The organism is Dyadobacter sp. HNCC25DJ184 (assembly GCF_056895215.1).
Map to the genome: position 1 here is coordinate 196,252 of NZ_JBXHAQ010000008.1, position 18,763 is coordinate 215,014.

The 18,763-nt window shown below is 45.3% G+C and carries 18 protein-coding genes and 1 tRNA gene; 5 read left to right on the forward strand and 14 right to left on the reverse strand.

Features of this window, described 5'->3' with window-relative positions; genetic code table 11:
* Positions 1–21 precede the first annotated feature (21 nt).
* Positions 22–837 (forward strand): DUF3298 and DUF4163 domain-containing protein, encoded by an 816-nt coding sequence (locus tag AC1XUD_RS14200; protein ID WP_483361678.1) that lies wholly within the window; start codon positions 22–24, stop codon positions 835–837.
* Between the two features lie 74 nt (positions 838–911).
* On the opposite strand, the gene radC is transcribed toward AC1XUD_RS14200, so the two are convergent.
* From radC to AC1XUD_RS14220, 4 genes are all read right to left on the reverse strand, one after another.
* The gene (radC, locus tag AC1XUD_RS14205; RefSeq protein WP_483361679.1) at positions 912–1,613 is read right to left on the reverse strand and encodes a RadC family protein; all 702 of its coding nucleotides are present in this window, start codon (positions 1,611–1,613) and stop codon (positions 912–914) included.
* A gap of 82 nt (positions 1,614–1,695) precedes the next feature.
* The gene (locus AC1XUD_RS14210; protein WP_483361680.1) at positions 1,696–3,246 is read right to left on the reverse strand and encodes a tetratricopeptide repeat protein; all 1,551 of its coding nucleotides are present in this window, start codon (positions 3,244–3,246) and stop codon (positions 1,696–1,698) included.
* Positions 3,247–3,325: 79 nt separating this feature from the next.
* The gene (locus AC1XUD_RS14215; protein ID WP_483361681.1) at positions 3,326–4,072 is read right to left on the reverse strand and encodes a zinc ribbon domain-containing protein; all 747 of its coding nucleotides are present in this window, start codon (positions 4,070–4,072) and stop codon (positions 3,326–3,328) included.
* Positions 4,073–4,159: 87 nt separating this feature from the next.
* On the reverse strand, positions 4,160–5,263 hold the full coding sequence (locus AC1XUD_RS14220) for a Nif3-like dinuclear metal center hexameric protein (protein ID WP_483361682.1): 1,104 nt from the start codon (positions 5,261–5,263) through the stop codon (positions 4,160–4,162).
* Between the two features lie 149 nt (positions 5,264–5,412).
* Between AC1XUD_RS14220 and AC1XUD_RS14225 the strand changes: the two genes are divergently transcribed.
* The 4 genes from AC1XUD_RS14225 (at position 5,413) to AC1XUD_RS14240 (ending at position 8,576) form a co-directional block, all read left to right on the forward strand.
* Positions 5,413–5,489, forward strand: a tRNA-Asp gene (locus AC1XUD_RS14225).
* Positions 5,490–5,681: 192 nt separating this feature from the next.
* Positions 5,682–6,926: a site-specific integrase gene (locus AC1XUD_RS14230; RefSeq protein ID WP_483361683.1), complete on the forward strand. Its 1,245-nt coding sequence runs from the start codon at positions 5,682–5,684 to the stop codon at positions 6,924–6,926.
* Positions 6,927–7,051: 125 nt separating this feature from the next.
* Positions 7,052–7,675, forward strand: coding sequence for a hypothetical protein (locus AC1XUD_RS14235; protein ID WP_483361684.1), 624 nt, complete (start codon positions 7,052–7,054; stop codon positions 7,673–7,675).
* Between the two features lie 169 nt (positions 7,676–7,844).
* Positions 7,845–8,576 (forward strand): SOS response-associated peptidase, encoded by a 732-nt coding sequence (locus AC1XUD_RS14240; protein ID WP_483361685.1) that lies wholly within the window; start codon positions 7,845–7,847, stop codon positions 8,574–8,576.
* Here AC1XUD_RS14240 and AC1XUD_RS14245 read toward each other — a convergent pair whose 3' ends face one another.
* The 10 genes from AC1XUD_RS14245 to AC1XUD_RS14290 form a co-directional block, all read right to left on the reverse strand.
* Positions 8,577–8,912: a hypothetical protein gene (locus AC1XUD_RS14245; protein WP_483361686.1), complete on the reverse strand. Its 336-nt coding sequence runs from the start codon at positions 8,910–8,912 to the stop codon at positions 8,577–8,579.
* A 44-nt stretch (positions 8,913–8,956) separates the two neighbouring features.
* Complete coding sequence (locus tag AC1XUD_RS14250; RefSeq protein ID WP_483361687.1) at positions 8,957–9,493, reverse strand: hypothetical protein; 537 nt, start codon at positions 9,491–9,493, stop codon at positions 8,957–8,959.
* Positions 9,494–9,697: 204 nt separating this feature from the next.
* Positions 9,698–10,480 carry a hypothetical protein gene (locus AC1XUD_RS14255; RefSeq protein ID WP_483361688.1) on the reverse strand — a complete coding sequence of 261 codons (783 nt, stop codon included), beginning with the start codon at positions 10,478–10,480 and terminating at the stop codon, positions 9,698–9,700.
* 211 nt (positions 10,481–10,691) lie between these two features.
* The gene (locus AC1XUD_RS14260) at positions 10,692–11,042 is read right to left on the reverse strand and encodes a hypothetical protein (protein WP_483361689.1); all 351 of its coding nucleotides are present in this window, start codon (positions 11,040–11,042) and stop codon (positions 10,692–10,694) included.
* Positions 10,996–11,322: a hypothetical protein gene (locus AC1XUD_RS14265; protein WP_483361690.1), complete on the reverse strand. Its 327-nt coding sequence runs from the start codon at positions 11,320–11,322 to the stop codon at positions 10,996–10,998. Before AC1XUD_RS14265 ends, AC1XUD_RS14260 begins: the two co-directional genes overlap by 47 nt.
* Before the next feature lie 67 nt (positions 11,323–11,389).
* Positions 11,390–11,680 carry a hypothetical protein gene (locus AC1XUD_RS14270; RefSeq protein WP_483361691.1) on the reverse strand — a complete coding sequence of 97 codons (291 nt, stop codon included), beginning with the start codon at positions 11,678–11,680 and terminating at the stop codon, positions 11,390–11,392.
* Positions 11,653–12,216 carry a hypothetical protein gene (locus tag AC1XUD_RS14275; RefSeq protein WP_483361692.1) on the reverse strand — a complete coding sequence of 188 codons (564 nt, stop codon included), beginning with the start codon at positions 12,214–12,216 and terminating at the stop codon, positions 11,653–11,655. The genes AC1XUD_RS14270 and AC1XUD_RS14275 overlap by 28 nt, the downstream gene beginning before the upstream one ends.
* Positions 12,177–12,938 (reverse strand): prefoldin domain-containing protein, encoded by a 762-nt coding sequence (locus AC1XUD_RS14280; protein WP_483361693.1) that lies wholly within the window; start codon positions 12,936–12,938, stop codon positions 12,177–12,179. The genes AC1XUD_RS14275 and AC1XUD_RS14280 overlap by 40 nt, the downstream gene beginning before the upstream one ends.
* A 71-nt stretch (positions 12,939–13,009) precedes the next feature.
* The gene (locus tag AC1XUD_RS14285; RefSeq protein WP_483361694.1) at positions 13,010–14,413 is read right to left on the reverse strand and encodes a hypothetical protein; all 1,404 of its coding nucleotides are present in this window, start codon (positions 14,411–14,413) and stop codon (positions 13,010–13,012) included.
* An 11-nt stretch (positions 14,414–14,424) separates the two neighbouring features.
* The gene (locus AC1XUD_RS14290) at positions 14,425–18,465 is read right to left on the reverse strand and encodes a phage tail tape measure protein (RefSeq protein ID WP_483361695.1); all 4,041 of its coding nucleotides are present in this window, start codon (positions 18,463–18,465) and stop codon (positions 14,425–14,427) included.
* Between the last annotated feature and the right edge of the window lie 298 nt (positions 18,466–18,763).

Sequence of the window (18,763 nt, forward strand, 5' to 3'; positions counted from 1 at the left end):
AGGTGAGATTTGGAAAACGTTATGAATAAATGGCTGGTGATCGTTTTTGTGTTGTTTCTGGCCGCGTGCGGGAAACAGGAGGAGCAGCAAAGCGAACACACTAATAAAAAGGTTCAAGGCCTGAGCGATGGCAAGATTATAAGCGAATCGTTTGGAAATTGTGATACAATTACCACTTCCGGCGCGCGCATCGGTATCAAAATATGGGAATCTGTCGATAGTTCTTCCGTAGCACGTTCAATCAACGAAGTTATCAGAAGCAAAGTCATCGATCGAATCAATTCTCATGCGGATTCCGCTAGCCTGGATTCAGTTCCCAACGTACGGAAAAAGGCAAGTGTCGCTTACGAGGTTTTTGCGACCAATTACAGAAATTTTAAGGCTGATTTCCCGGACGCTCCGGGCTGTTGGGAGATCGATATTGCGGGCGATACGGTTATGGTAACTCCGAAGTTATTAATGTATCAAATTGATCATTATGCTTTTACGGGTGGCGCTCATCCTAATTCTTTCCGATCTGAGCATATTTTTGACGCTGCTTCCGGAAAGGAGTTAAGCCCATATACATTTGTCACCGATACGTCTGCTTTGCTGAAAATTGTTGAAAGGCAATTCCGAAAAACGGAAAAACTCTCAGACACGGCTGATTTAGAGGAGGCAGGATATTTTTTACAAGATCACCAGTTCTTCCTGCCAGCCAATTTTACGTTTGATCGCAAAGGGGTCGTATTTTATTACAACGCCTATGAAATTGCGGCATACGTTCGTGGAGTGATCGAATTTGTGATTCCCTACGATCAGCTGGAAGGGATTGTGAACAAGGAACAGATATTCTGACGGTGAGTATGTGTAGTCAGAAAATGGTCGTGCGTAGCGGAAGTTAAGAGGTATATGGTTGGAATATTTTCAGTTTAAAGCTCACCGCTTTCTGTGAAGCTGTAATATCCCTGATCAGCGAAGATGATATGATCCAAAACAGGGATATCCATAATCTGTCCGCTTGCAACAAGCTGTTCGGTTAGCTTAATATCTGCTCCACTAGGCTTTAACTGACCGGATGGGTGATTGTGAACCAATATGATTGAGCTTGCCAGATTTTCAACAGCCATTTTGAAAATCATCCTCGTATCCACGACAGTTCCGCTGATTCCACCGGCACTGATCTGGGCTATTTTGATCGCTTCATTGGCGCGATTCAGCAGAATAATCCAAAATTCTTCGTGTGCCTTGTCGAGCAGATATGGTTTCATTTCATCATATACATACCGCGCCTCTGTCAATTTCCGTTTTTTCTCTTCCGCATGATCCTTTCTGCGGCGTCCAAGTTCAAGTGCGGCAATAATCGTGATCGCTCTTGCTTCGCCAATACCACGATTGACCATGAGGTCTTTAACCGAAAGTTTGGCTAGGTTGTTTATATTATTATTCACGGATTGCATCACTGCCTTTCCTACATCCACGGCTGTCATTTCCGCAGTACCGCTACCTATTAATATGGCTAGCAATTCAGCATCAGTCAGTGCAGAGCGACCTCGTTGAAGCAGTTTTTCTCGCGGACGGTCCTCCTCCGCCCAACTCAGGATCTTTCTGGTATTGTTGTAATTTCCGTCCACTGCTGCTGGATTATGATTAAGCTTTCTGACGGACGTATATGGATAAAGTAATGATTCAGAATGCTTCCTGATTTCAGAACGACTATCTCCCTAATTCGGTTAACGCGGCCTGCGCCTTATTGTCAACGCTGTTTTTGTACTCGTGATTTTTGAAAGAAATGGCTTTGTTGAAATAGTAGGCGGCTTTGTCTTTATTATTTTGGTCCATATATATATACCCGCATTGCAAAGCGGCCGAGGCTGCAAAGCCAGCAGAAGTGCCATCAGCCAAAGCCAGGGTACGATTGTAAAATGGAATTGCCTGAACCGTTCTGCCTTTTTTCTGGAGAATCCTCCCTTTTCGATAATTCAATTCCGTTTTTTCTGAAATACTTTGAAAATCGGGCTCGCTATATTTTGAAATATATTCCCAAGCTTGGTCTAAATATCCGCCATCCGTAGTATATCTTGCCTTGAACAAAACTTTTTGAGAGGAAGTTATCTTTCCTTTTTTGTAATCGTCTGCCATACGCTGCGCAAATTGATCGGCCTCTAATACAGTTGCTCCTTTCTTCCCTATCTGAGAAATAAAAGTTGCCGCTTGGGCATCCTGGTTATCAAGCCAATTACACATGAAGAGTTTCAAATTGGCGTCTTTGATATAATTGAAACCCTTGTACTGATTAAGGAACAGCTTATATGACTTTTCCGCCAACTCATATTGCCCCTTTTGCAGCAATATTTCTCCTCTGAGGTATTCCAAAAAAGGAAAAGGGATATAAGCAGGACCTCGCGGAGCGTCGTTCAGATAAGTCAGAGCCTCTTCACTTTTGCCTTCCTTCATCAACGTCGTAACAGCAAAAAAATGAAATAGCAGATTGTCGGGTTGGTCCTTTGTTATTTCTATCAAGCGATTCAGTAAAGGAGGCGTTATCTTTAATGTGTAGGCATGAATGAGGATGTTGATCAGCTCGGCTTCCTGGCGAAAGACCGGCTCCTTTTGAATGACTGTATTGATTTCCGAAAGTCCAAGAGAAACGCTTCCTTTTAATCCCAGTATTTTACTAACCCATTGATACTGATCGGGAACCGAACCTATCATGATGTGGAGCAGGCCCAGGGTTTTATATGTTGGGTAGAAATTGGGAAACTTCTTTTTGTTCTCCTCGAGAAGTCGATAGGCTTTAATCACTTCCCAGGCACCACCGACCTGGCTCCCGAATTTGATTTTTGCGAAAGCCCAGTGTACCCTGATCTCTGCTAACAAAAATCTTTTATATGGTGATGAATCTGGTAAATCTGAAATCAGGTCCAGCCTTTCGTCTTCCTTTTTAATTAAAATTTGAAACGCCTGCTTATCCTCCGATATCATCAGATAATGCAGATCGGCATAGTTATCCATATATGCGATGACTGCATTGTTTTTATTTTTAACTCTTGCCTCGTCAATTAGTTGTCTGGCTGGCTCAATACGCAGTTTTTGAATTTCGAAATATGCCCGTTGCAGGGTAGGCGAGAAGTCAACTCCGTTAGAAGTATCGTCTGCCTTCAAAATATGAGAGGCCAAAAGGAATGTTAGTAAAAGGAACGAATACGCGGCGCTCGCAACTCCTTTTATACAGTTTTTTTGAAAGTGCATGTTTTGTTTAAACATGTACATATGGGTAGAATGTCTAATAAAAAAGGTTGCCTGGATAGACAACCTTTTTTGTACTTTATCAATATCGATTCAACTATCTGCGTTGGTGAACTGGTTCCACGCTTTCAACATCGGCGAAGATTCTTCCGCAGTGTTCGCAAACAATTAGTTTCTTTCTTTCACGGATATCTGCCTGCCGCTGAGGAGGAACGATGCTAAAGCATCCACCACAAGCTCCACGGGATACATTCACAACCGCCAGTCCGTTCATGGAATTGTCACGGATTTTTTGATATGACTTCAAAAGACGCTCTTCAATTTTCTTGATATGCTTTTCTCTTTCCGCCAGCAAACTTTGTTCATCCGCTTCGCTTTCGCTGGTGATAACCAACAATTCACCTTTTTTTGCTTTTAGATCTTCATTACGATCATTCAACACTGCCTCAGCACGATTTGCATCTTCTTCGATCAATCTGATGCGCGCACGTGCTTCGTTGATTTTCTTATCAGCCAATTGCATATCCAGTTCTTGCAATTCGATTTCTTTCGTAATCGCGTCGTATTCACGGTTGTTACGAACATTCATCTGCTGATCTTTGTATTTTTTGATCAGTTTCTCGCCATCTTTTTGAGAGCTTTTGAAGTTGTCCACCTCAGAATTAAGATTGCTGATCTCACTTTTAAATTTGCTCAACCGAGTTTCAATTCCGGCTATCTCATCTTCCAAATCTCTAACTTCTTCTGGAAGATCACCCCGGGTCTTACGAATTTCGTCTAGGCTTGAATCAATTTCCTGCAGTTTCAGGAGAGCGTCTAATTTTTGAGCTATTGTGTTTTCCATGTATGTCTTTTATGGACTTTGTTTCAATGCGATTGATGAAAGCTTATCAGCTATTTGAAATGGTGTATATCAGAGGTTAACAAAATCTCATGAATAATAACTCACGGGGTTAGTGTTGACGTCTGACAAACAGAGTGCAAAATTACTAAATTTTCCTGATAAATAGTCATATAGTAAATCTTTCGTAAACACTTCACTTTCATAATGACCAATATCGCAAATCATGAGGTGATTTTCAGCGTCAAAAAATTCATGATACTTATAATCGGCCGTAACGAAGACATCAGCCTGCTGCTTAACGGCATTGCCAAGTAAGAAACTTCCGGCCCCTCCACAAACGGCTATTTTACGGATCGTTTTGTCCAGTATGGCTGTATGGCGAATCACGGAAAGCTGCATTCTGGTTTTCAAGTACGCCAGGAATTCGCTGCCCGAAAATGGCTGTTCAAGCTCTCCGATCATTCCTGCGCCTACATCCTGATTTTCATTTTCCAATGCCTGGCAATAATAGGCAACCTCTTCATAGGGGTGGCTGCTCCGCAAAGCTCCCAGAATTTTATGTTCAAGATATGATGGCAAAATAACCTCAATCCTGGATTCTTCAACTTCTTCCAAAATTCCGCGTGTACCGATCACAGGCGTTGCTTTTTCGTTTGGAAGAAATGAACCAATACCTGCATTGGTAAAACTACATTCACTATAATTACCAACCTTACCAGCACCCGCCGCGAAGAGGGCATTCAAAACCTGATCACGATTTTCGCGGGGGACAAAAGTGGTAAGTTTAAGTAAAATGTTCTTCTTCGGCGCCAGAATACGGGTATTTTTCAAGCCAAGTTTCTCAGCAATCTTGTAGTTGACTCCATTTTGAACATGATCAAGATTGGTGTGGATGGCGTAGATGGCGATATCGTTTTTGATGGCCATCAGAACAGTCCGTTCCACATAATTGCGACCCGTTAAGCCTTTCAAGCCCTTGAATACGATCGGATGGTGGGCGACAATCAAATTGCAGTTTCGTCGAATCGCCTCTTCAACAACCGTCTCTGTGCAATCGAGCGAAATTAGCACACCGGATACTTCACAATTACTATCACCAACGATCAATCCCGAATTATCATATCCTTCCTGATAAGAAGGCGGTGCCAGCAATTCTAGTGCGTCGAGAATATCTTTAATTTTTTTTTGCATCCGGTAAAATTGCAACTAATTCAAAATCATCTGTTTCTCTCACCCTGAGAAGAACCGCTGCAAAATAAACAAAGATTCTCGCTCAAAAGTAGTTGCATGTAAAAAAATAAGTCTTACTTTTGCCCCACGTTTCAACGGAAACGAAATCTGGTTTGGTAGTTCAGTTGGTTAGAATACATGCCTGTCACGCATGGGGTCGCGGGTTCGAGTCCCGTCCAGACCGCCAGATACTTTGAGAATGACCGAAATTCACTGGGAGCCACATAGTCAACTATGTGGTTTTCTTGTTTTTACGCTCATCCATTCACGTGTTTTTTTCAGGTTACGGCATCGGTTACGGCACTTTTTCCCGGGTTACGGCAAAAGGTAAAGACTTTTTCCACCTCTACAGAAAATCGTGATTCACCAATTAACGTCTATGAAAATCTTATTCTGGTTTCGTAAGTCAGAAGCAAAGAATCAAATTAAAGAAGATGATCCTCTGGGGACCATCCAATGCCGCATTACTATTGATCAGGAATACATCGAAATCGGTGCGACAAAAGCGACTTGTAAGAAAAGCGCATGGAATGCTGCAAGCCAGGTGATCCTGGGATCCACCACACGTGTAGTAAAAGCAAACAAAATCCTGAACGAAACATCCGTGAACTTGTCACGGCTTTTTGATGTACTGTGCAGTCGCTATGAACATGTATCTCCGGCGATGGTGAAGGAGTATTACCTTGATAGAAAGAAGTTTATCTATTCAACCGATGAGATATTCAGCGCTTTTATGCTGCACCGTGCTAAAATGGTAATTCAGAAAACACTCGAGCCGGCTACTTATTCGATCAACGAAAATTATCTACGCCACATTAAGGACTACTTGGCCAGTATCGGGGTCGACCGGCCAATTGAATTGAAAGAAACCTTCTTTTCTGACCTGTTTGATTTCATGGCAGATACTGAGCGATCCGGTCAGCGGTTTGCTCGGAAGGTTTGTTCTTTTGCCAAACGTATATTAAAATGGGGGATAGGTAAAAAAATGTCTCCGGCATTGGCCTGTCTAAAAGAAAATCTTCCAGGTAAATCGGATTCCGAGGACTACATCGATACAACACACCTCTCGATTTTTCAGCTGGATCGTTTACTTAAATATGACTTTGACAAGCTGGTTACAGAAGGCCTAATCACTCAGCTTTCTGCTGACGTGCTCAGCGAGGAGCGGCACGCATTTGTTTTCAACTGTTTCACCGGTATGCACCACGTTGATTATACTCGCAAGGAGTTTTACATTGAGGAATACCGGGGAAGTATTTTTTTAAAAGGTAAACGCAAAAAGTCAAAAAAGCCTTTTACAATAAAGCTACTCGAACCTGCAGTTAAGATCCTCAATATCTACGGAGGTGACCTGAAAAAACTACCGGTGAAAAGCAATCAAAAACGTAATGGTACTCTCAAACTGATTGCAATGTATTGCAAAATACCTTTGCTGCTCACAACCAAAGTAGCCCGAAAAACCTTCTGTGACCTTGCATTAAATGAAATGCTAATGTCAGCTGACGACGTAGCTGCATGCTTGGGCCTGACGTCCACCAGGTATTTAAAAAACTACGGTCGGATAAGAGAAAAGCGATTAATGAAAGTAATGAAAAGCTGGGGAACGTTGCTCAGCGCTTCTTGAACAAAAGATCGCCCCTGAGAGGGCGATCTTTTTATTTAGCTCAATTCAGAAGAGATCTTACAAAATCAACTAAATGAGTAGTTAAAGTTTTTACGGTGCTTATCTTGTAAAACACTGATACTAAAATGAGATATTTTTATCAATGGGCCATTATAGCTGTTATCTTTTCAGGATGCGTTAGGCAACCAAGACTACCTGAAAATAGTGTCTTTAATGTGACTAGTGTTCTTAATGACACAGTCTGGTATGGCACCGGGAAAGTGTTACGCCTAAAAAAACGTGAGCAAAACCCAAATGATGTTCGAGAATTCAATTTGCTTGTCTACACCGACATCGATGTTCCCGGACTGGGCGACGAACCTAATCCAAATACTGAAAATGGTTGTCTGGACTTCGAATGTACGAGAACCCAAGCACTAGCTATCTTTAATATACCCCTAAGAAAAGGACGCTCCAAAATCTCAAAGCTCGATAAGCGCCGCCATTTTGACAATGAATATGCCAGTCTTTCGTACATAGGTAATTCTGGAGGTCTTCTGAACGAGTATGTATATAGCGGGTTAAAACCTGGCTGGATTAAGGTAACAAAGTTCGATAAGGCATCCGGTATAGTGGAAGGCAGGTTCGCAATTTCTTTTAGCCAGAATATGAAGAGAGATGTGCTGCCCCTGAGAAATCATATGGGGAAGACGGCTCGTTTTACGGACGGTCTTTTTCGAATCAAAATCACAGATGTTGTGTTAAAATAGTCAAATCCTTGAATAATAGGCATCTGGCGAAAGGCCAACTTCGCTCTAAAGCCGATTACAATGCATACAGAAACACCTTTGTAATCTACGGTTCATGTCGTTGGTCTTATTGAATGATAGGAAGTTATGTGAGAAATTCTCATTATTTTTAATCATAAATATGAGAGTTATGTGCTACTACATTACAACGGATTCGAAGCAATTGGCAATGTTCGGTCTTCCAGAGACGAATATGCATCGCGTGTCCAGAAAATACATTTATAATGGTTTCGAAAAACCCTTTATTCCGACTAGGGGGATTGAGAATCCGGGTGTCATTGATTCCTTTCAATGGGGTCTGATTCCCGGCTGGGTGGATGAGCCGGAAAAATGGAGGGCAAATACGCTAAACGCAAAAGCACATGAATTATGGGACAAGCCTTCCTATAGAGCCTATTGGGGCAATCGGTGCGTTGTATATGCGACCGGATTTTTTGAACCTCATTACGAGAATCTTTCTGACCCTAGCAATAAAAACCAAAGCTGGTATATCAAGCGTCGAGACGGAGAGATGATCATGCTCGGGGGGATTTATAACAATTATCGAGGCGTTAATACTGTTTCCATCATAACTGTAGATGCCAGTCCGTTACTTGCCTGGGTGCATAACGACGGCGAACGGGCTCCTTTTATACTGGAAGAAGAAACTTTGGACGACTGGTTTGATCCGAAATTGACCAAGGATGACATGCTGGGAATAATGGCACCTTATGACTATGACTACAAGCTTCTGGCATATAGAGTGAAGGACGGCGTATTCAGCACCAAGGTTAATTCAAACGTTCCGGAGGTAGCGGTACCAATCGGAGCTTCCACAGACGACGATCTCAAGGATGAAAATGGCCAACTAAATCTGTTATGATTATTTTTCCGGGCTTCTGCTCCCGTCAGGATGTTCGATCATTATCCCTTCCGGTGTCCATACTCTGAAGGGTCCACTATCATCGACGGAATGCTCAAGAACTGGCTCAATACCTACTGATATCAAAAACATTGTGGCCGCGTGGAAGGTATCATCGATATGCGGGTGGGTCAGATCGTGCTGTTTCATAACTGAGTCAATCGCCAGTTCGAAATATTTTTTGTTGCGCACGACTAGGTCACGGGCGGTCATTCCTTTTTCATACAAGATCTTGTCGCGAATCATCTGGATGCGACTGTGTATGGCATGGGCGTAAAGCGTATACTTCTTTTTCATGAAGGTTTAAAATATTAATAATCAATGCGTTTAAGTCAAATTGGCTAGCATTTTACGATAGTAAAAAATTCGGCCTTTCCTGAGCTGACGTAATTGTAGAGGGCACAAGCTTCCTTAAAATTGAGCTTCGTTTTATTGAGGTTATTTCCGGGCTCCTGTGTCACATCCACCCAGCCGGACTCGGTGAACTTCTGCACTTTGTAACGATCTGTTTCGTTCCGTGGTTTAGACTGTTGGCTGCATAGAAACAGCTCCATACCATCCATTCTGTCACGATCAGAGAGTTTAATATTGAAGTCTCTTTCAATCGATTCGCTCACCTTCCTGATTAACCAACTGTTATCAAAACAAATGTTTTGACTTTTTGGCGTCTGCTCCCACATTTTCTCACTAATCTTGACAACGATATCTGCTCGGATCATCTCCAATCGGGAATGTATGAGATGGGCATTAATGGAGTATTTTTTCTTGTTATTCACAGCAACAATTTTATGTTGCTTAAAGTATAACGTCGCATTCAAACTCTCAATACTTGTTGCTATTTTATTTTGAAAATATTCCAATGGGATGGAGTAGTCCATTAATTTGATCAAGGAAAACCAGGGACGTTATGCGTCGCATTACTTCTACTGTCGTTTCGCCAAAGACGGTCTGGCGGGATGATATTAAGGACGGAGCCAAGAATGTGAAGGACCTCCTTGGAAAACAGAGGGGTGAGATTTTAGAATAATTGAGGACGCAGTTCCGTCGGGGGATTGTGTGGCGACGGGTAAACAGCAAGAATTTTAAAAAATTGACTCCGATCCTTTCTTATTTGAAAGGATATACTGTTTTTTTAACAGAATTTCAGGAAACCCTACCTTTGTAATTTGAGTTTCGCATTGCCATCCACTTGATACTCTTTCCATGGAAAGAGTTTGAGTAAAGGCTCCGTTTCTAGCAGTGATATTGAATGTGAAGTTTTTTTTGCCACTACTAAAATCAGTGCTGAGTTTATTGCGATCCAAACGATTTACATTTGGATTGAGATTCCCAACTTCTATATTTACAATATTGTCTAATAAAGTATTAGCCGTAAAAGTGCCGCCGCCGTTGGTTTTAAAAGGTGGTTGATCAAGATCAACCATTGCAACATTTATTTCGTAGAGCGGATATTTGCCATGATTATCAAAACCAATGTTTGCCAACTTGTCAGTTTGCGGAAAAATAACTAACTCAACAAAACCATTTCCGCCTGTTGTCATATTTAGGGCCTCTTCCTGTTTCTTAACAGTCTCTTTCGATGTTTCGAGCGTCTCCTCAAGTGAAATCAATTGCATTCGTTGACTGTTCTGAATATCCTGAGTGCCAATAATCACATCCTGAAGCTTCCCAACTAAGTCTTCGTATTGTTGTATCCTGGCATCCTCTGCAATCTTGGCTTTGGCCGCATCTGTTTCTGCTTTTTTTACAGCCAAATACTGGGTAAACGCAACGCCTACGAATGATATTAGGGCTAAGAAGGTCAAAATAGCTGCACCAAAAGCTGTATAGTTCACCATTTTCTTTTTGGTAGATTCATTGGTCATGGAACACGCGAGATTCGTTGTTCCAAAAATACATTAATTCTCGATTTTTTTTCTTTGCAGTTCTGCCTTCAAATACGGGAGCTTGAAAAAGTTATTGAGCCCAATTGTGGCTGCGTATTTGAAACATATACTAAACTGAATGTACGGTTGTTATAAAAACTAGTTAGAAAAGGATCTGAGGCCATTCAATACAAGCACGCTTAGCATTAGGTCAAAAAGTCTGATGTTTAATTGCAAGATAGCCTGTTAGTCCTATCGCTGTATATTTCCAAAAATTCGCCCAAAAAAGTTTCTGTTTCAACAGCTTTATCGTCGCAGCATCTGCGTTGTTTTTATCTTTTGCTATACCCAGCTCAACAGCCGTTTTAAGCTGCTCACCGGTTTTTCGTGAAAGTGCATCGGAAGCCTGTTTGTATTGCTCAAGATACGCCTGGGCGTCAATCTTCGCCTTCAGACTGAGCCGCGCTCCCTGCTCATTTAACAAATAATAACCGCGGGGCAGGATCTGCTGAATACTATCGAAGGTTGTTCGCTGGAGCGTGTCCGGGGAAGTTATAGACACTGTCAAGGAGGCTTTGCAGGTCTGACACTGGAGCAATGTCAACGCGCCGACTAGCAGCATTACGGCCGTTTTCGATAGAATCCAGGGCTTTACTTGTAGCGATATCATAAGCGGTGATAATTGTGGGTGGTGGGGATAAATTCTCAAACTTCTGATTGACTTCCTGCTCAATAGATCGGACCTGCCGGCATGTCTGGACTGCGGACGCAATAAAGAATATCAGTAATAGTCCGGCGGGAATACTCGCGATAGCGAAGGCACTTTTAGAAGGTAGTTTCATGGCGTAAAAAAGTGTATGACCAGGGCGGTCCCCAAAAAGGTGCTGTAAAAAAAGGATATAAGCCAGGCTACTGAGCAGAGCCATTAATAATGGCCGCTTTTGTTTTAAGCATAGCCCGGCGGTTGTGAATGATTGAATCATATTCAATAATGAGCTGATCAAGTGAACGGACTGCGTTTTGAAGCTGCTTTTTTGCCTCCCGTGGATCTTCTGACAAAAACCTGTAATTGCACCGATCAATGACTTTCGTAACATAGACGGTATCGGCAATCTCATCAAAACCGGTCTCTGACCGGGGCGCTGTGCAGCTGATCAGTGTCAGGATACCGGCTAGGAATCCAGTACCCGGATAACCCATGTGACCTGGCGTTTTAATCGGTCCTTTACCCAGACCCCTTGTTTATTAACGTCGGCTCCCTTTGGCGCTCCGGTGTTCCCTCCGATGACGGTTACATATGGAAAGCCGGGGTTTGGGTGCCAATTGGCGATAATTTCAACATGATCAATGCCGGTGGACCGGCCGGAAAAGTTATAGCCGGCCACGTCCCCGGGAGCAGCAATTGTCCCGGGCCTGGCGCGGGTGACCCTTTCGCGGATCCGGAGCCAGCTCACGGTCTGCGCTGGTGATTTGATGGGGTTAGATATCCCGCAACGTTTGAGCATGGCGGCTACAAAAGCACCACAATACGCCCGGCCATTCCATGCAATTTTGCGGACATTCATTCCGATCGCATCGAAATAGCCAATGATGGCCGGGTGATCATTTTTGTTGGTGGCTTCACGGACGTAGGTTGCCTCATAGCGGGCAGTTTCAAGAAAACACTTCCTCTTTTCCTGAATTGTGTCCGTGACACCTAGCCGAATATTACCTGCATCAGCTCTACAAAAGCCCATACAGGAAGCCCAAAAGAGAAGGCAAAAAAGCCCACGCGTTGATAAGGTTCGCATTGCTGTAGATCGGTTATAAGTGAAAGATTGGTTGCTACTTTGTTATGCCAGTAGGCAAATACGGAAGGGAACAACAGCCAGATAAAGCCGATGGCGGTTAGAAACACAGCCGAGAATGGCAGGAAATTGGTGAGCACCCTAAGTCCTACTGAATTCATCATCCGGCGGGCGGAATCGTTCATGGGATCATCCTGGATAACGGCCGTTCCCATCAGCCAGAAAAGGATAAATGAAATCAGCGTCAGTGCTCCGATTGTCCACAGGGCCTTGGAGCTCGAAAGCCCAAATGTTTTTGTAGTCTCTGTTTTAGGATCCTCAATCACCCGAAAACCCAGCTCCTTTTCGACCTGTTCCAATTGCTTTGTCAAGTCCTTTCTACGTTTGACAAATTCCATCGCCGCATCCGGAGTAAGTTTACCGGCCAGGGTATTGGCTTCACTGATATCAGAGAGCTCCTCCTGGATCTTTGAGCGTAACTTGAATTTTTCTTCCCGGGCCTGAGCAAGCTCGAGTGCATTTTTCTTGCGGGTTTCTTCCCGGAGCTGATCAGATTTTTCTTTGAGCTGCGAAATTTGGTTGTCGAGCTGCTCAATCTGCTGCGCGTTTTCGTCCTTTACGTGGACACTTTTAAAAATGGGTGGTGGTGGGGCAATTCGTTTTGTTTCCATGGCTAATAGATTCTTTTTGAGTTCACATTTAGCAAAGTTTACAAGAGCGGCTCTGCCGACACAGGACGTATTTATGCTTTCCATAGCTCGACGGTAGTCGCTTCATCGATGGGAAGGGATGGCGTAAGACTATCGACATAGTAGTCCACCCCGTTGATATGGACCTTATGTCGAAAGTTGAAACCAGCAAGATCTGCGGCATTGATCAGGATTGGTTTTGAAAGTCTGAAAGTGGATCCGCGCCAGGCTTCGAACCGGGTCCAAAAGCGGTCCCTGAGATTATTTTCGCCATGCCATGCAAGCCGGCAGCTGACGGCGGTATTGGTTGCCGTCGGGATATCATCTACCAGACCGTTCCAAAACAAAAGGCGGGGCGCAAACTTTTGATTGAGCTGGTTAAAACGGGGTGTGATCCCGGCTTGCAACGTTCGGGCAAGACCGGTGGTCTCATCGGTGATCAGAGAGGAGAACTTGCTTTTGATCGTGAAAAGGTCCCCGGAATTCGAAGACTGAAATTTCTGAAAATCCTCTGGAATAACCTTCATGAGCTCGTCTCCGGAGTCGAGCGCCCAATCCAGCTCCAGACGGGAGTTGAGCACCGGCGTTCGCTTGTGGACTGGACTGGCCTTTGAGGTCCAGTTGATCAGTGTGGGCCTGGCCATGATGTCTTCCGTAAAATCCATTCGCAGGATCCGCCGGCTTACGTCAAAGTCCAGATATAGGTTAAAGAGAGATCGGAGCTCCTTTAAAAGATCCGGAATAGTCAGCTCCGGAAGGTGATTAGCGTAGGTAAGCTCTGAGGCATCATCCAGGCTGAAAGTGTTGTAAATAATTAACCTGGCTAAATCCGGATGCGAGAAAAAATCACCGGTGAAAGTGAAGTCACAGAGCTCAGCAATCTTCGAAAGTACAAACCGTAAAAAGAGCATCGGTACGCGTGCGACCGTATTGAACTCAGCTTCAGCCGGATCATATTCGTTGACAATCCCGTTATAGCCTTCCTGGATATTGGTCCCGTAAAACGAAGGATTGACAATCGAGGGAAAGCAGTATTTGTCGTTAAGATGGTCGGCCGCTGCGGCCGGATCCGAGAGCGGCTCCGGAAGGGGCTCGGATCCTAGTGGAAGCAAATTCAAAAGCACCGATTGATAAGGACCAAAGATATCACCCAGGTTCTGGGTAAAGTAAATGGTGTAACTGGATTGGGTTGCCTCCCTGAGGGCGACAAAACCTTTTTCGATCAGCTGCCCGCCTGCATACTTTTCAGCCCTCAATACCTGGTTTTGGTACCCCATCTGAGGGTTTTCGTACCAGCCAAAAAACTTTTGATTGACAGGAACCACCGGCAAAGTAAAGTCAGTTGTTTTCATCCCCCGGATCTGGCCAAAGTCAAAAGCCGGGTTATATTTTTCGAGTTGAACGCGAAGGTCCGGTGCGGTCTGCACCGGATATCCTTCAATCCTTAATTGATACATTAGTGAAAAGATTACATGTTTGATCTGAGAGCGCTGCCGATGGCGCCGGCCACAGCTCCGCCAATTTCCCCGGCTCCGGGTGGGCTTGGTTTACCGGCAACCTGCTCGAGCAGCTGGATCATACGACCAGCACTGCTGGCCAGATCCTTCAAGGTGGCCGCCGATGCCCTGGTATTGCTTTCGGTGTCTTTGGCGATCTGAGTATTTTCTGCGATCGCCGCCTGGCCGTCGTCTCCGGAGTAGGCCTCGCCGGTGTAATCGGATCCGTCCCCGCCGTCCCAGCTTGCGCCGGCGGCAGCTGCTTCCTGTTCGGCTTCTGCCTGGGCTGCTTCGGCGTCGGCTTGTGCCTGAGCGGCTTCGGCTGCTGCAGCTGCTTTCTTTTTCTTGGATCCGAAAAGCATCATGGTTGGAGTGTAGTAATCCTGCCAGCCGACTTGTCCGATACCTCCATCCCGGTACTGGACTTTTGAGACCGGTGCCCCGTTTTTATGAAGACTGGAATGCATCAAACGATCGATGAGCTTTCCATTGTTTTTAACCGTGTTCCGGCTCAGGATCATGAAGGCTTCGCCGTCTTCGGCTTCACCGATTTCGAGCCCTGTTTTGCGGTCGATCATCGAAATTCCACTGTCACCGTAGCGGCTGCCGTGACGGCTTCCCTGCATAATGCCGGCATTTGTGAAATGGCTAGCGGATGTCCGGATCCCTTTTTCTGCTGTGAACTGCTGACGTCCGATCGCGGCAATCTGCAGACCGGTGGCCACAGCGGTCGCGGCTGCAAATACCAGGTTTAAAGGAAAGAATCCGGATGCAAGCGCTTTGATGAAAGCAAGAGCTCCGGAGATCAGCGCCTGAGCCTTTTGCAGCTTCTTATCACGCTCAAAAGCTTTTTTCTTTTCGGCCAGCTGTTTGTCGTCTGCTTCCTTGTTAATCTTTGCAATACCGTCCTCATAGTCTTCTTTGGAGATCAGACCTTTTTTGTATTTGGTCTCCCAGGATGCAAGCTCCTTGTTTCGCTCTTTATCGATCCGGGCCAGCTGAGATTCCAGAAACTTCTGATTAAGGTTTTGCAGCACATTGATACCCTGCATGGCCGCGTTTCCGATTTCCTGTGTTTTCTGACTGAACTGAGCGAGGCGCTCATTTTCATGCTGGGTTTCGGCAGCCTTGCGCTGCGAAAGTAGATTAGAGAAATAGCTGAAATCCCCATCCATCAAAGATTTTACCCCGCCAAAAAATTCGTTTGTTTTCGCCAGGCGGGCATCAGATTGCTGCTGGTGCAAAGCAGTTTGATCCTGCTGGTACTGGGTATCCAGGGCGAGTTTTTTGGCGTTGAATTCCTGGGTAGTGGAGCGCTCCAGTTCCAGATACCGGTTCTTAATCGAGGTCGTTTCCTGACCTGATTCTTCGGCCGTCCGGATATCATCCGCTTTACGCTTGGCCAGGTCAGCTACTTTCTGATTATAGAGGTCCTGCAGCTGGATGAGCTCAGCTGAGCGCTCCAGGTTGAGCCGATTAGTTTTGGCCTCAAAAATGGCTTTCTGGTTGTTACCAGCTGCGAGCAGCTCATAGTCATTAATGGCCCTGGCAGCATCAAAGGCAGCTGTTTTCTCAGCTGCTGTGAGCTCAGCCTGGCTAGCTGCCAGCTTAGCTGCGAGCTCCTTGTCTTTGGTCTCTTTTTCGGTCCGGTACTGGGTTTCGACAGCTGCTTTGTCGTTAACGAGCTTGCGGTGAAGAGCGTCAATGTATTTGACCTTGAGATCTTCATCCATTTTCTCCAGGGCAGTCTCATTGACCTTACTGACATATTCAAAATCGAGCTGAGCGAGCTTTCGCGCCTTTTCATCTTTGATGGCTTCGATGTCCATCTTTTCCAGCTCAGTGCGGGCTTTGGTCTCAGCTGCCAGCTTTGCGTCGGCTTCATCCTGAGCTGCTTTTTTAGCTGCAGCCAGCTCAGTGGCCCGGTGCGTTTTATTCTTACCTTCTTTGGATTTGTTGGTTTTCTCGTTCTCATCCAGCTCGGCTTTCCCGGATTCGGATCCGAAATTCTTGCCGGCCGTTTTCCCTGCGGTCAGTGCGTCAGTAGCTTTTTTGTCGAGCGTTTTTTTATGCTCAGCAACTACCTTCGGGGATTCTTCGCGGATCTTATCCGCATAACCTTTTGTAAAAGATGCAGCAATCTGTGTACCGGCATCGCCGATCGTCTTGGCGACTTTGGCGAAGTCCATATTTTTCAGCGCTCCCAAAACGTTGGATATAACAGTGCCTACCGTTTTGATCGATTCCCATAGTCCCGCGATGCCGGCGCGTAAGGTCTGCGAATGGTTGTAGAGATAAATAAAGCCGGCGCCCAGGGCCAGTGCTGCTGTTACCACCAGCCCGATCGGACTGAGCCGCATGGCTGTATTTTGCAGGTTTTGTGCTACCGTCACGGCATTGGTCCAGATGACGGCTCCTTTGTCGACAGCTGCTTTTTTCAAAGCGCCGGCGGTTGCCAGGAGCTGCTCCCGGTTAAAGGAAACTAACGCTGCAGCCAATAGGGCCAGGGAGACCTGGTTCTCTTTTAAGAATGCAGGAACGGCACGGATCGTATTAATAAAGGCGACACCACCGGCGATTACCTTGGTAACGACCGGCAGCAGACCGGTACCCATTTCAACTTTGAGCGCGTCGACTGATTTCTTAGCTTTTTCGAGCTCAGCAGCTGCATTTTTATTTTTGATATTAAACTCGTTGGTCAGAGAGGTCCCATCTTTCATGGCCTTTGATGCCAGCTCCTGTTTCTTTCGGACGTCATCTGTCTGCGTTGAAAGAAGCGACATCACCTTTGTGGCTTCCTGGGATTTTATTCCCAGATCTGCCAGGCTTTTGACCACCTGATCCGTCGGCATTCCTTTGAAGCTGGCCGCCAGCTGCAGGATCACCTCGTTAGGGTTGGTGTTGATCAGGTTTTTGAACTCGTCATCGGTTATCCCGATCTGAGTCGCGAAGGCTTCGGTATCTTTCGCAGCGCCGAGCAAAATATTGCTTAGTCCACCGGCGGATATCTCGGCCGAAAGTCCCAGTTCCTCGAATGCAGCACCGAGTCCCATGGTCTGGGAGATCTGTGGACTCAGGTCACCGAGCTGTCCCATCCGCATGGCAAAGTCAGCGATGACCGGACCCGTCGCGCTGCCGGCAGATCCGAGCTCATTGATCGCGGATCCGATCTGATTGATGGCTTCGCCGGCTTCGAGCTCTTTGGTTTCTTTAAAGAGTTTTGAAAGTGTTCCCATGGTGCCAGCCACTTCTTCGGCACCTCCTTTAAACTCATCGCCCAGGGCAACGACAGCTTTATCGGTTGAGATGACAAAACCATCCATTTCATCCGCTGCGACACCGATCTGGCCTCCGACTTTGGCGATCTCGAGGAGCGCTTCCTGAGCAGTACGGGTATCGACTTCTTTTAACCGGTCGTTAAGAGCCTGAACTTCGTCGGCAGTCATGCCGGTGGTTTTCTGGATATCGCCAAAAGCGTCGGTGACTTCGGCAGCCATCTCGACGGATTCAGTGCCAAACTGAATTACTTCCTGGATGACGTCAGTCAGGTTGACGGCCAGGAATGTGGCGGCAAAATCGTCTTTGAATTGTTTCCAGTAGCCGCCTTGCTTTTGAACGGCTCCACCGAGCTCGTCTATTTCCTCACGAACGTCGTGAAGCCTGGTGTTTACGTGCTGGATTTCGCCGAGCTTGTCGACCCATTCATCGGAGTCGACTTTGAGCTGTTTGAGCTCGGATTGCAGCAGCCGGCTATGAGCTGTGAGCTCGTTTAGTGAGGCATCATTAAGATCCAGGGCGCGGGTGTATTCCTTTACTTCTTCTTTGAGCTCCTTTTGCTCAGCCCTCAGGTCATGGTACTGTTTTTTTTGATCCTCACTCCATTCTTCGGAGTATTTGCCCATTGATTTGAGCTCCCGGTTAACCTCGCTGAGCTCGGTCTTGAGCACCTCCAGATTCCGGGAAGCGTCATCGGTTTCAATCTCGGTTTTTAACCGAACTATTTCATCATTCATAGCTGTAAAAACATTAAGTCACGATGCAAAGCTGCAGCGCGACTTAATGGATTGACAGGACGGGGTCTTGAGGATTGATAGGATCGTATATCAATTTCTAGTGAATTTTACCGTATAATAAGTTTGTAGTATATTTTTTACTCAATGTCATTATCGTAATGAAACTAATAGTGACTTTTGTTGTCAAACCCATGGTTTAATTTATAGAATTGTTTCACTAATTTTTTTATCATTATGAGGAAAAGTTTTAGAAATTTCGCAGTGTTTTCCCTTTTAATCGTTTTCCTAACTCAATGTC

What these genes read in the sequence shown, in the direction of transcription:
- AC1XUD_RS14200 (WP_483361678.1), top strand. Translation starts at nt 22, where the DNA reads ATGAATAAATGGCTGGTGATCGTTTTTGTGTTGTTTCTGGCCGCGTGC.
- AC1XUD_RS14210 (WP_483361680.1), bottom strand. Translation starts at nt 3,246, where the DNA reads ATGTTTAAACAAAACATGCACTTTCAAAAAAACTGTATAAAAGGAGTT.
- AC1XUD_RS14215 (WP_483361681.1), bottom strand. Translation starts at nt 4,072, where the DNA reads ATGGAAAACACAATAGCTCAAAAATTAGACGCTCTCCTGAAACTGCAG.
- AC1XUD_RS14220 (WP_483361682.1), bottom strand. Translation starts at nt 5,263, where the DNA reads ATGCAAAAAAAAATTAAAGATATTCTCGACGCACTAGAATTGCTGGCA.
- AC1XUD_RS14230 (WP_483361683.1), top strand. Translation starts at nt 5,682, where the DNA reads ATGAAAATCTTATTCTGGTTTCGTAAGTCAGAAGCAAAGAATCAAATT.
- AC1XUD_RS14235 (WP_483361684.1), top strand. Translation starts at nt 7,052, where the DNA reads ATGAGATATTTTTATCAATGGGCCATTATAGCTGTTATCTTTTCAGGA.
- AC1XUD_RS14240 (WP_483361685.1), top strand. Translation starts at nt 7,845, where the DNA reads ATGTGCTACTACATTACAACGGATTCGAAGCAATTGGCAATGTTCGGT.
- AC1XUD_RS14245 (WP_483361686.1), bottom strand. Translation starts at nt 8,912, where the DNA reads ATGAAAAAGAAGTATACGCTTTACGCCCATGCCATACACAGTCGCATC.
- AC1XUD_RS14250 (WP_483361687.1), bottom strand. Translation starts at nt 9,493, where the DNA reads ATGGACTACTCCATCCCATTGGAATATTTTCAAAATAAAATAGCAACA.
- AC1XUD_RS14255 (WP_483361688.1), bottom strand. Translation starts at nt 10,480, where the DNA reads ATGACCAATGAATCTACCAAAAAGAAAATGGTGAACTATACAGCTTTT.
- AC1XUD_RS14265 (WP_483361690.1), bottom strand. Translation starts at nt 11,322, where the DNA reads ATGAAACTACCTTCTAAAAGTGCCTTCGCTATCGCGAGTATTCCCGCC.
- AC1XUD_RS14270 (WP_483361691.1), bottom strand. Translation starts at nt 11,680, where the DNA reads ATGGGTTATCCGGGTACTGGATTCCTAGCCGGTATCCTGACACTGATC.
- AC1XUD_RS14275 (WP_483361692.1), bottom strand. Translation starts at nt 12,216, where the DNA reads ATGGGCTTTTGTAGAGCTGATGCAGGTAATATTCGGCTAGGTGTCACG.
- AC1XUD_RS14280 (WP_483361693.1), bottom strand. Translation starts at nt 12,938, where the DNA reads ATGGAAACAAAACGAATTGCCCCACCACCACCCATTTTTAAAAGTGTC.
- AC1XUD_RS14285 (WP_483361694.1), bottom strand. Translation starts at nt 14,413, where the DNA reads ATGTATCAATTAAGGATTGAAGGATATCCGGTGCAGACCGCACCGGAC.
- AC1XUD_RS14290 (WP_483361695.1), bottom strand. Translation starts at nt 18,465, where the DNA reads ATGAATGATGAAATAGTTCGGTTAAAAACCGAGATTGAAACCGATGAC.